Source organism: Vibrio amylolyticus (assembly GCF_023145695.1).
In the GTDB taxonomy this organism is placed as follows: Bacteria; Pseudomonadota; Gammaproteobacteria; order Enterobacterales; family Vibrionaceae; genus Vibrio; species Vibrio amylolyticus.
In genome coordinates this window covers 31,766-45,368 of sequence record NZ_JAJHVV010000002.1, presented here as the reverse complement: position 1 = coordinate 45,368, position 13,603 = coordinate 31,766, and the positions used below count along the sequence as shown (strand labels likewise).

Annotated in this window: 8 protein-coding genes; all 8 read right to left on the bottom strand. The window is 43.6% G+C overall.

From position 1 onward, the window contains the following. Positions 1-4 precede the first annotated feature (4 nt). Positions 5-829: a carbon-nitrogen hydrolase family protein gene (locus tag KP803_RS03190; RefSeq protein WP_248007402.1), complete on the bottom strand. Its 825-nt coding sequence runs from the start codon at positions 827-829 to the stop codon at positions 5-7. A gap of 5 nt (positions 830-834) precedes the next feature. Next, positions 835-4,710 carry a YhdP family protein gene (locus tag KP803_RS03185; protein ID WP_248007401.1) on the bottom strand — a complete coding sequence of 1,292 codons (3,876 nt, stop codon included), beginning with the start codon at positions 4,708-4,710 and terminating at the stop codon, positions 835-837. A 10-nt stretch (positions 4,711-4,720) separates the two neighbouring features. Further along, entirely contained in the window at positions 4,721-6,190 is a 1,470-nt protein-coding gene (gene rng / locus KP803_RS03180) for a ribonuclease G (RefSeq protein ID WP_248007400.1), read from the bottom strand. Positions 6,191-6,211: 21 nt separating this feature from the next. Further along, on the bottom strand, positions 6,212-6,778 hold the full coding sequence (locus KP803_RS03175) for a Maf family protein (RefSeq protein WP_248007399.1): 567 nt from the start codon (positions 6,776-6,778) through the stop codon (positions 6,212-6,214). Further along, positions 6,778-7,266, bottom strand: coding sequence for a rod shape-determining protein MreD (gene mreD / locus KP803_RS03170; protein ID WP_248007398.1), 489 nt, complete (start codon positions 7,264-7,266; stop codon positions 6,778-6,780). The genes KP803_RS03175 and mreD overlap by 1 nt, the downstream gene beginning before the upstream one ends. Further along, a complete protein-coding gene (mreC, locus tag KP803_RS03165) occupies positions 7,256-8,143 on the bottom strand; it encodes a rod shape-determining protein MreC (protein ID WP_248007397.1) in 888 nt (295 codons plus the stop codon). The genes mreD and mreC overlap by 11 nt, the downstream gene beginning before the upstream one ends. Positions 8,144-8,252: 109 nt before the next feature. After that, positions 8,253-9,296 (bottom strand): rod shape-determining protein, encoded by a 1,044-nt coding sequence (locus KP803_RS03160; RefSeq protein ID WP_248007396.1) that lies wholly within the window; start codon positions 9,294-9,296, stop codon positions 8,253-8,255. Positions 9,297-9,446: 150 nt separating this feature from the next. After that, positions 9,447-13,601 carry a DUF6701 domain-containing protein gene (locus KP803_RS03155; RefSeq protein WP_248007395.1) on the bottom strand — a complete coding sequence of 1,385 codons (4,155 nt, stop codon included), beginning with the start codon at positions 13,599-13,601 and terminating at the stop codon, positions 9,447-9,449. Positions 13,602-13,603: the final 2 nt, after the last annotated feature.

Here is a 13,603-nt window from a genome sequence, read left to right as displayed (position 1 = left end):
ACTCTTAATTATTTTTAAATGTATTATCAAACCGAGTGTGCGACGCCACTGGCATGGTTTTTCTAATTTCGTCCACTTGCTGAATATCAATCTCAACAAGACCACTGCGTAGTTCATCCTCTAAGTTAAGAACAACTTCGCCCCAAGGGCTAATAACCATTGAGTGACCCCAAGTTTCACGACCACATGGATGGCGGCCAACTTGGTTGACAGCGACAACCCAAGATTGAGTCTCTATTGCTCGGGACCTTAATAGTGTTTCCCAGTGCGCCTTACCGGTTACGGCGGTAAATGCGGCAGGCACTAGTAGTATTTGCGCCCCTTTTCTAACTAACTCAGAATAGAGATGTGGAAAACGAACATCATAACAGATAGAGAGACCCAATTGACCAAAAGGCGTCTCAGCAACCACTACATCGGTTCCCGCAGTAAAGGTTTCTGATTCTCGGTAACGCTGATGCGTATCCTCTACATCCACATCAAACATATGCAGCTTGTCATAGTGAGAGACAATCACACCATGACTGTTAATCACTAATGAGGTGGTACTCACATCGCCACTTTCCGTTCGAATGGGCATGCTTCCCACTATCAACCAGACTGAATGCGATTTCGCAATGACGCGCAGTTGGTACTGCAAAGGGCCAGCATCAAGTGGCTCTGCATGTTGGTGGTAATCCTGACGGTGCCCAAAAATCAGAGCATTTTCTGGAGTCACAACCCACGCAGCACCTTGCTCTGAAAGTCTAGCCACTTCTTGTTTGATGTACGCCAAATTCTGCAAAGGATCTGACGACGATGTCATTTGAATAATACCAACACGTTCCATGTGTTTTACTCCGCTTGTGCCTCTTCAATGAGTTTTTCAGGCAGCTTAAATTCGCCTTTACTGCGCGATAATTCATTAACCGAAGGGGAATCTAGAGGGCCTTTTACTTCATAATTAACCTGAGTAAATACCTCAACGACGGGAGCGATGACGGTTGTTATCGCCAAGACGTAAACGGCTGTTTGAGGGGTTACCGCAAAGGCCGTTAGCACGGGGATTCCAGAGGTAATATCGGGAACAAAGTTCACCTCAGCATCGACGGTTCTATCATTAAGGTTAGCAAGACCCTTGATGTTCATCTCACCAGCGACAGCGTCCATTCGAATATCATTGGTCACAAAGATGCCATTACGTACCTCTCCGGTACCTTTGATTGAATTAAACGCCATGCCTTTATCAAAAACATCGGTAAAGTCGAGCTGCATTTTACGAATGATCGAATCAAGACTAAACAGCCCGAGTAAGCGTGCTGCGCCGCTCACGTCAGAAACGACCCCTTTTCCAAGGGTACTTTTCACTTTGCCTTCTAACGTGTCCACATGCATAGACCAAGGTGCACCGTCCCACTTCATTTGAGCTGAAAGATCAAACGGCGCCCTTTGTATACCAGAGCTAATCCCAAATCGCTCCATCAAGTCGCTGTTATTCTCTCCGCGGAGCTCCAGATTAAACTCGGTAAAGCTCTGGGTATCAGTCAAGGTCCACGCGCCATCGATTTCTACGCTATTAGACCCACTGGTGATGGAGATGTCTTTCCACTCTAGCTTGTCACCTTGACGAACTAGATCAACATTCACTTTTCCGACTTTATAGCCTTGCAGCCAAAAGTCATCAATGGTCAGAGTTAAGTTTGGCATTGACTGATGAAAAGCGCGATCAAAGCTTGAAATTAACTCTTTTGGCTCAGTTTCTACAGTCAATAGCGATTGATCGTCATCGATCTCATCAAGAGCGGGGATATAGATATGTAAACGATCAAGTGATACGGCAAGATCATAAGGCTCAATATAGCTCGCCTCACCGCTCACTTCTTGGCTCTCTAAATCAAAGTACCAACCTAAGTTCTTTCTTCTCGCTGAGAAGTCCACATCGTGCCATTCAATACCCGCAAGAGTTAAGTCCGCTACGTTAATATTGACTCTTTGAGGCATTGGAATCGTTGGCGTGTTGAGCTCATCAAGCACCGATTTCTGTGCGGTCACAGGTCGACTAGAGATTTCTAACCATTTATCAAGGTCAAATTTTTGCGTTCGAATCTGAGCGTGATGCCCAACAACCGGGCTGATCTTAAAACTGCCATTGCCCACCACTAAGTTGGTTGCAGTGATCACGGGAACGTCTGGTCGAATGTCAATTTCCGCTTGGTATTTGGCTCTTGGCATCAAAAGACGTGCACTGATGGACTCTTGATTTCCTGATGCTTGTAAACGAGCTTCACCTTTAGTCTTGAGTGGTTTACCCAATGGATATGGGTAATCACTCTGGACCATTTTCATGTCCGCATTAAGCTCTATCTGATAGGTAAAGCCCACATCGTTAAGTTGAATACTTATTTCTGACTGCCAAGGTGCGTGACCTGACAAATCTTGCGTCCAACGCTCTCCAATATAAGGCGTTAGTGGCCTAATGTCCCAGTCACCTAATAAGTCGATACCAACTGCGTAGCCTGTGCCAGAGTTTTCACCAGAAAAATCCAAAGAGATCGGCTGCTTTAACAGTTCAGCGGAAAGGCCTGCTGCTTGTACGACGTCATTATCAAACTCGATTCTTCCTGTAACAGACTCAAGCGTCATTGGCGGAGCATCAATCTCAACATGATTACTTTTTAGATCAGCATAACCCCAAGCTCGAGCCTCTTCTCCATCATGAAACGGAATATAGAGCTGAAATTCAGATTCGACTTCACCATCAATTTGAATCGCGGTTAACGCAGCGCCTACAGAGTCAACCAAAGGAGAGGCGGTCATGTAATTGCGTACGGCATTCCCTTGACCTCTTGCACTCGCTTCAATCTCAATATGACCATTGCCCGCCAATTCAGGGATACGCCCTGTAATGCGCCTTCCCTCAACATCCATAAGGGTGGCATCACGAGAGTCTAGATGCATGGCGTCATTTTCAAACAGTAGATCAAGTTGCAAGTCAGTAATTGGCGGCCAAGCGGTGTCAAAACTAAACTTCGCCTCTTCTAACCCTACCCACGCTTGGAACATGCCGTTATTTTTATGGTAAGGAAAGTTCCCTAATTCACCGTACCAAAGTAGCTTAGAGGTATTGACCTTACCCGCTTGAATCGCGGTTGATAAGTAATCCGTCAAGCTTTGGCCTAACGCTAACGTTGGCAAGTAACGCCAAGTTTGGCTTGCATTGTAAAGATCAGCTTCTGCATAAAAAGAGAGGAAAGGGCTTTTTCCTACAGGAAAATCGAGACGAAATGCCCCCAAGACCTGCAAGTCTGGTGTTGCTGCAGTAACTTTATCCGCCCACAATGACCAACCTTCATCGGTGTTTTCCCAAACAATATCGACCTGACCCTGCCTAATATTCAGCGGCGCTTGGAAAACATCACCATAAGGTAAGACATCATCTATAAGAGAGACCGACGCTTTTGCTTGCTCTGGAGTTCCAAACAAGGAGATCGACGCATGATGTACTTCAGGTAGTAGCCCCCATTGCGCCATACCTGCACTGTGGAGTTCGGCAGAGTACTTCAAAGACTCAATGCCTTTCCCCATAGAAACACGAATATCTTCTAGTTGACCGGTGAAGTTGAACTCTTCAATGAGCTTAACACTGTCATCAAACTCAGGAACGAGTCGAGCAAGTGGACGCAGTGCCTCAAAATCAAGTTGAGAGACATTCAATCGCCATTGTTTTGGCTGCCAATCAAGTGCGATATCTAACTCAGGCCACTCTACCTCATCAGTTCTTAGTTTTAGTGAGTGACCATTCACTATCCAGCCTTGTTTACTAGGTAGAAGCTTCACAATGCCTGACTCAAGCATTAGTACGTGTTGCTCTTTATCACTCCAAACCAGTTCTGAAGGATTAATATCGACAAATGCATCGACCGGACGACCATTTTTCAGCGTTATCCAACTGCTAAAGCTGACATACCCTTTTTCAATGCCCGTTTGCTTTTGAAACTCCCTCGGCAACCATGGGGTGATACGAATATTGTCAGCTGACACATAAAACTCTCCAGACACATCTTGCAAGGATCCATGATCATCGAAGTTAGCACTCACTTGCAAAGAGTTAAGAGAGGTACCTGCAATGCTAATCACACCCTCTGCTTTATGGCTATTACCTTGGTTAAGCCAACGAAGTTTTTCTATATCTAACTGACGAGGATTGCCATCAACCGCTTGATAAACAATTTGTGCATTGGTCATTGAAAAGTCATCAAGCTGACGAAGTAACAGCCTGTCTACCTTGGTAATGAAAGAGCTATCATGATCAGGGACATCTTCATTAAGCTCATCACTGCTTTTAAAAATATCAACAGATTGCATATCAAACTTGAACCCATCAACGGTCAAGTCTGTCACTATGGGCTGAAGTTGAAGCAGAGATTGGATCAGATCAAATTCCACCTCTAGGGTTTGAGCGGATAGATGAATATCTGAATGATCGGGAAGATCGGCTCTCATCCCTTTTAAGGCGATAGAGGGGTGAGTATTGCGCCAGAACCCTTTCACACTATCAATCTTAAACTCAATCCCAGCGCTATTACTTACCCAGGATTGAATCTCATCTTGAAAGTGATTTAGCTTAGGTAGCGCAACTCGCAAGCTTGTCACCAGAATTGCCAAAGTGACAAGTATGGTGAGAAGCAAGAACAAAAATAACCGTAAAAGGCGAACTAAAGCTGAATTCACAAACTGTCCATTACATCATAACAACGTCAAACTGTTCTTGAACATACAAAGGCTCAGCTTGGATGCGAACCTCTTTGCCAATAAACACTTCTAATTCAGCCAACGCATGAGACTCATCATCTTCTAATGACTCTGAAACTGCAGGTGATGCGTAAACCACAAATTTATCTGCATCATAAGCGCGATTGACTCGTGTGATTTCTCGCAGGATCTCAAAACAAACCGTCGCCACCGTTTTCACACTACCGCGCCCTTCACATGCAGGGCAACTGGCACACAAAATATGCTCAATGCTTTCACGAGTACGTTTTCGTGTCATCTCGACCAAACCAAGCTGGGTAAAGCCATTGATATTGGTTTTAACACGATCTTTATTTAAAGCGGCCTCTAAAGAAGTTAGCACTCGCTTACGGTGTTCTTCAGATATCATGTCAATAAAGTCGATAATGATGATACCACCTAGGTTTCGAAGCCTTAACTGACGAGCAATCGCCTGAGTCGCTTCGACGTTGGTGTTAAAAATTGTCTCTTCTAGATTTCGACGACCCACAAACGCGCCGGTATTTATGTCAACCGTGGTCATCGCTTCCGTTTGGTCGATGATCAAATAACCACCAGACTTGAGCTCAACCTTACGATCTAAAGAACGTTGAATTTCATTCTCTGTGTCGTACATATCGAAGATTGGTTTGTCGCCTTCGTACAGCTCAACTTTATCGGTTAACTCAGGCACATATTCACTGGTGAATTCGAGTAAGTTTTCATATTCCAAGCGAGAATCAATCATGATGTTATCAAGTTCAGTGCCTACAAAATCACGAATAATTCGCTGAGCAAGACCAAGTTCACCATAAAGAGTGCTGCGAGTTTTGTACTTCGCTCGGCGCTCGGAAATTTTGGACCATAAGCGCTTTAAAAATGCCGCGTCTTGAGAAAGCTCCTTTTCGTCTGCCCCTTCCGCAGCAGTACGAATAATAAAGCCGCCATGTTCATCACAATAGTGAGAGACGACTTTCTTCAATCGGTTACGTTCTTTTTCACTTTCGATACGCTGTGACACACCGACATGACTGGCCCCCGGCATAAACACAAGGTAACGAGATGGCAACGTAATGTCGGTGGTGAGTCGAGCACCTTTCGTTCCAAGCGGATCTTTAACCACCTGAACGACAATATCTTGCCCTTGACGTACAAGCTCTGAAATATCGCGAACTTGAAACTGCTTCTTCTCATTTTCAGCAACACATTCAGTGTGTGGAACAATGTCTGATGCATGTAAAAACGCCGCTTTGTCTAAACCAATATCAATAAAAGCTGCTTGCATACCCGGTAGAACACGACTGACTTTGCCTTTGTAAATATTGCCAACGATACCGCGTTTTGCTTCACGTTCAATGTGGATTTCTTGTAGGATTCCACCTTCTATCATCGCCACTCGCGTTTCACTTGGCGTGATATTTAACAGTAACTCTGCACTCATGAGCGCACCTCAAAATTATAATTATAAGAATTCGCGCAGCAGTTGATCGGTTTCGTAAAGCGGTAATCCCACCACAGCAAAGTAGCTACCTTCGATTCGAGTAACAAATCGGCCGCCTAGCCCTTGAATACCATAGCTTCCTGCTTTATCGCACGGCTCACCCGTTTGCCAATATTGTTCTATTTCATTATCTGACAACGGTTTAAACCACACGTTCGTTGATACAACAACTGAGCGATGTTTTTGATTCGATATAACGGTGACAGCGGTTAATACTTGATGGCAGCTATCTGAAAGTTGCATTAACATCTGTTTAGAATCAGTAAGATCGTTTGGCTTTTCTAATACATTATCACCACTAACGACTATTGTATCTGAGCCTAGAACAACATTTTTACTGCCACTTTGTAATAGTCCGGCTTTAGCCTTATCAAATGAGAGCCGCTTAACATATTGCTCGGGCGATTCACCAGTTAAACGTTGCTCTTCAACATCGGTAACCAACACTTGAAAGTCATAACCCAGTTGCGCGAGTAACTCTTTACGCCTTGGGGAGCCGGACGCTAAAACTAATGTAGTTGATTGCATTATTTAATTTGCCAATGTCGTCTCACTCGACGCATTAATAAGAACATCCAAGGCCATAAAATACAGTTTATCAAACCGCTCCATAACGAGAGAGGATTAAACGTAATATCTTGGATTAAGAATTCACCACCGAAGATCAACAGCTCAAGCCCTATGGATAATAGAGCTATGATGATCGCTTGCTGCCATAACGCCATGTTCCTAAGGACAAGGAAATTGATCGCGACAATATAGATAATGATCGATAGCATCATCCCTCGGATTCCGAGCGTCGAACCAAGTAGCAAATCCCACAGTAGCCCCAAAACCAACGCGGTACCTACGTTAACACGGTGTGGCAACGCAAGTACCCAGTAACATAGAACCAACAGTAACCAAGCTGGCCTTATAAGATCGAGCATCCCCGGCCACGGAATGGTTTGCAGTATTAGGGCAATAAGAAATGAGGTGACAATCACCAATCGACTAGAGAGCACTCTATTGGCCATCGGTTAACTCCTCATCCATAGTTTCAGGATCCGCTTGCATCGCTTTTTCTACTCTTGACTCATTTGGCCAGATAAGAAGCAAGTACCTTAACCTGTCAAATTCAACCACCAGCTCAGCACTAATGGCGGCAAATTCTTGTTGGGTATCTCTATCGACACTGGAAACATGGGCAACAGGGTAGCCTTCCGGATAGACACCACCCAAACCAGAGGTCACCAGCAGATCACCTTCGATGATATCGGTACTGGTAGGAATGTGCTCAAGCTGAATCTGGTCAATATCACCAGTACCTGAAGCAATCACTCGAATGTCATTACGTATGACTTGCACTGGAATAGCGCTGTTACTGTCAGTCAATAGCAAAACCCGACTGTTATGAGCCGCAACAAAGGTCACTTGCCCTACAATGCCAAATTCATTCGTCACGGGTTGGCCAACATAAACGCCATCGACACGGCCTTTATCAATCACTACCTGGCGGCGATAAGGGGTGGTATCGACTGCCATCACCTCAGTTACGACCTTTCGCTCATCTCGAATGAAAGATGAATCGAGTAATTTGCGTAGGCGATTGTTCTCTTCTCGGTATTGATCGAGCAACAACAGATCGTTTTTTAGCTTCAGCACTTCTCGCTTTAGCATTCGACTCGAATCTAACAGGGTGGTACGGCTATTAAAATTGTCATAGAAGCCATCAAACATCAGACGTGGCATATCCGCCGCGTACTGGATGGGAGCGACTAAGCTATTTAAGAAATATCGGACGCTTGAAAATGCACCTAAACGACTATCAGCCAGCATAAGGCTGGCTGATAAAGTAACCGCTAAAAATAGGCGAAATTGAAGTGAAGGCCCTCTGCCAAAAATCGGCTTCATGATATAGAGATCCTAATTTTCGCTTTACTGATCTTAGTGCTTTCTTTGACCATCACTTAACTCAGTGATGAAAACATCAAGTATTAAACACTAAAACCAAATAAACGTATTACTCTTCGCTAAATAGATCGCCACCGTGCATGTCGATCATCTCAAGGGCTTTACCGCCACCTAGAGCAACACAAGTCAATGGGTTTTCAGCAACAACAACTGGAATACCAGTCTCTTCAGTCAGCAAACGATCAAGATCTTTAAGCAGTGCACCACCACCTGTCAGTACCATGCCGTTTTCTGAGATATCAGATGCTAGCTCTGGTGGACACTGTTCTAGTGCAACCATCACTGCTGAAACGATACCGGTTAAAGGCTCTTGAAGGGCTTCTAAAATCTCGTTTGAGTTTAGGCTAAAGCTGCGTGGAACACCTTCTGCAAGGTTACGACCACGAACTTCGATCTCTTCAACTTCATCACCAGGATAAGCCGAACCGATCTCATGTTTGATCTTCTCAGCAGTTGCTTCACCGATCAAGCTGCCGTAGTTACGGCGAACGTAGTTAATGATCGCTTCATCGAAACGGTCACCACCAATACGAACCGAAGATGAGTAAACCACACCGTTTAGTGAGATAACCGCAACTTCTGTTGTACCACCACCGATATCAACCACCATTGAACCCGTAGGCTCAGATACGCGAAGGCCGGCACCAATAGCTGCTGCCATTGGCTCATCAATTAGGTAAACTTCGCGCGCTCCAGCACCTAGTGCAGATTCACGAATTGCACGACGCTCAACCTGAGTTGATCCACAAGGTACACAAACCAAAACGCGAGGACTTGGTTTAAGCACACTGTTGTCGTGAACTTGTTTGATGAAGTGCTGTAACATCTTTTCAGTTACATAGAAGTCAGCAATAACGCCATCTTTCATTGGGCGAATCGCTGAAATATTACCAGGCGTACGGCCTAGCATCTGCTTTGCGGCATGACCTACTGCTGCAACGCTTTTTCCAGCGCGTGCGCGGTCTTGACGGATTGCTACGACAGAAGGCTCGTCTAGAACGATCCCTTGTCCTTTAACGTATATTAGTGTGTTGGCTGTACCTAAATCGATAGATAGGTCGTTAGAAAACATGCCACGAAGTTTTTTAAACATATTCTTCGTTCGTCCTGCGAGAATTAGAAGATAAAAATTGCACTAAATGTACCAATGCCTTGCCACATCGGCAAGGCATTGAGGTATAAACATGGACCAAAATCCGCTATTTCTAACAGTTTCCTTACTTAACGCATGAAATGATGATAATTACTGCCCAGTTAAACCCGATTCACCTCGGAAAATCACTCGATCGTTACCGCGATGAATTCCAAAAGTGACGACGGTGGATGGATCTTCTTCGTCACCATCTGCTCCATCCCAATTGTAACGAAGCCAAGGTAATCCATTATCACTTCCATTACAGCTGCTACTTTCTCCGTTCTCTTCTTCGGGGCTACCGAGAACGAGCCAAAATCTCACTTGTTCTCGTGTAGGATCAGATTGCGATGCGACAAGCTCTCTAGACTCACCGAGTGAAACACTCCCTGTTCCTGATAGACTCGCATTATCTGTACCGATATCCGACCAAATCAATTGATGACAATAGTCACCACCCTCAAATGCAGTGCTGTTATCCTCACTGTTAGTTATAAATCGACTACCATTCCAATATTCGACAGTCAGTGGGACAGTGATGTTAGTTTCTTGGTTGCCACCAACATCTTTTAAACGAATACGACCAAAACGGATATCTGGCTGATCTGTTAAGATCTTACCATCAGTTGTATAAGCAATAGGATCAGTATTTATAATAGATAAAGCACCATCAAGAATGATATTCGAATCTTCTATATCTTCAGCCGCGTTGAACGGACCATCAGGATCAACGTTGTCTTGCTTATTCCAACAGATACTATCTGAGCAATCGTTCGCAACTGTATTGTTAAATGTTCCAACAGAGCGACTGTTATTCACGGCCCAACTTCCATCACCAAATGCAGGGGAGACAAAACGTGAACCAAAAGAACTGTCTTCAAAGAGGTTAAACTTAGCTTTCAGTCCAGTAGCAAATAGAGGGTAGTTTTGTACTGCACCGTTATTGCTGTTTAAGGCCTCTACATCAAAATCTAATCCATCAAACGGTTGCCCCATATATACGTGTGGTAATGAGTCTGGATAATCCCAACGAGTATCGATAACTTTAAAGAAAGCTGGATAGAAGCGACCTATATTGCGATAACCTTGGTTAATATCCATGCCAAGATAAGTCCCTTGAGTATCCACTTTCAGCCTGATACTCCCGACCTCATCCCAACTCAAATTAGAATAGTCGTAATGGGAACCAGCACTTGATTTATTGTCATGATTCTTTTCTAGCGTGCCGGTTAGGTTTCCATTTATGCCGCCAGAAGGAGTATCAACGTCATGGGTCATCTCAACTATTGCGCCTGGGGCGTCAGAAATAAAGAAGTTTTGAGTAACGGTCGCACCACAGTAACTTGAAGTATCAACAGGTTCAGTTTCGCTACCACCACTTTGCCAAGCGATAGGTTTGACTGTAGTTGAAAATACAGTGCCCGACGCTTTGTAACTTGTACTACTAGCGTCTGTCGCATTACCACTCACATCGTCATCAGAACAAATTGCAAATGTCCAAGGGCGAGATCTCACTGAAAAAGCACCCGTCAACTCATCTTCCCCTTCAATAGGGCAATCATCATAACCATCACAATTGAAGCTTCCGTCAGTCAACGTGACGGTTAACTGACCAGATTCACTAAATTCAATTGAGCTTGATTCATCTGTTGACGTTCCACCACTAAATATTGGGGCGTATGTCAGTGTCCCTGAACCCGAACTTGGCTGCACCATATTACTCGTAATTGTAGGCGTACCAGAATAACCAACATCAACGACTTCTCCTGAATCACAAGCCAATACTTTAGCAGTAACACTTTCAGGTTTTGCTGCTATTAGATATTGGTCTGGAACGTCAAATTTATACGGTACAAAGTCATAACTGCCATCATCGGTATAAGTTGAACTATCAATTGTTGTCGAAACTTCTGCACTGACAGTGCTTGTTTGAGTGACCGATAATGAGAACTCGGCAACGCCTTCAACTGCGTTTTTATTTTGATCTGACTGTCCATCGTCAGTTGAAAAAGTAATACTGCCATTATATGAGCTATCGACTACATCATCTTTATAGACGGTGGCTGTCAAAGAGAGATCTTCACACGTTAAGGCGATATCAGAGGCTGGAGTAAGCTCAATTCGGTAGGTAGAAGATGGAGGTGTGCCGCCACATTCATTGGGAAGGATACCATTTAGCTCATTCCTCCAGCCACTCATCGAAATATTATAAGCGGTAATTCCCCCATGGAATTGGTTATCATCGCCTTCAACATCAAACCCACCTTGATTAGTCGCTAAGTGATCAACATACCAATAACCAAAAAACTCAATGTTACTGGCTTTCACCTCTGCAAATGCATCTTCACCGTGTCCAATCAATAAAAGATTATTTGGGTCGCCGTCCTTATTAATCAATGCTCCATCTTTTTGTAAATATATTTTCTTATAATGAATCTCTACCTCACCATTCACTCTTAACTCAGCATTCTCTTCTTCAAAATTCAACTCATTTACATAATAGACACCTGAATTCAAAGTAAGAATTGAGTCTTCCGAGATTTTTACATCTTTGTAGGTTCCAGGTTCTAGAGTACAAGATGTATCTGTACAATTAACATCGGAAGCCGAATTTGTGTCAAAATCATCTAGTTGAATAGGAAAATCTGGATAGATAATGGAATCATCAACAATACAAGACTGCTCGCTACTTGGGTAAACACACTGAGCGATTCCTCCGTCGTTATCTTTAAATGACATGGCAAGTCCATCTTCTGGCACAGCAATTTTATTACCAGCGCCTGATGTAAAAACCAAACGACCATCATAAACTGCGCCATTATAGTAACTATTGGTTTGAGCTATCGAGGGCGTATATTTACATATATCCATAAAGTCTGATTCAAGTTGTTCAAAAGCAAAGTACCCAAGTTCTTCTTGTAAGTGAGTTCTATCTCTAAAGTCTTCATCAATAACGAAGCTAACTTGATTATCATCTTTTATTTCACAACGACGAGTCCAGCCGCCGTGACCACCACGACGTTCTTGCTTTTTACCGATAATACCGTCAACTCGATCTAATGAACTGATGTCTGCATATGCTTTTGTACAGCCATCATACATCGGGTCTTGACCTTGCTGATTAACACTCTTAAAGCCTCGTTGAAAAACAACACTATAGCCATCAACGTCAATGGAACCACTTGTAGAATTTGTCGCTATAAATCCAATTCTCTCCTCTTGGTAGCGATTACCTTCTCGTGAGGCTGACAACTCCAAAAATAGCCTTGCTTCCGTGTTTTCCCTATTACCGATAGCCTTACCGGAGGTTATCCACTTATTACCATTTACCCTGGTTTGGACTTGATGTAAAACAACAGGAGAATTAAATACTTGCCGTGCACCAAATTCATAATATACAACGGCCTCAGCATTGCCATTTGTACCGTTTTTTGACTTATACCTATTTGTATCCAAGTATCCTGCAATGACTTCATGGCCGTTAAAGTCCGCAACACCAGGTTCAATAATCAAATAGCTCACTTCCGTTATTAAAACATCATTATCCATCTGGGGTATGTTGACTGTATCTTTATTTATTTGAACAGATGTAGAACTAGCGGTTAACGTTGAAGATATATAGAGAGTGGCAGGTTTATCCTCATCAGGGTCAACAGTGTCAATCGTTGGCATGACAAACACTAGCGGGGTGAAATCATAGTCTTTAGTAAAGTTGATAGTACATGGCATAGAAGCACACTGTTTCACGCCAAATTCATATTGAGCGTCATCGGAATACTCAGGGAGGGGCGGAGGAGTAAGATCTGTTGAGCACTCTAATTCATCAACCCCCTCTTCATCAATTTCAACATTAACAGAACTAAGTCCTGATAAATCGGCAATGTTGCTAGAAATTTCATCCCAACTACCACCTATCCATAAATAGTAGGTGAGTAGTCCTGACTTATTGTTTCCTCCCTCACTACTTTTGTAAGAAAGCCATACTTTATAATCGTTATCTTCCTCTATCTCAGACCCAGCACGAATAGTTGAAGCTAATACAGATAGATCATCCGTCCAAATAGCGATCGGATCTACAGGGTTATTTCCAACGCCTTTCTCAGCCCAAATGGTTTCTTCAAGATCCGCATCTTCAATTTCAAACCGAACCGAGAAATCACCATTAGAGCTCAATTCTTCACATGTGTCAGAGTCGAAACCACTAGCCGAAGAAAATGTCGAGTAGCTCCATACTGATATGAGGACCAAAAAGCTCCAAAACTTCATTG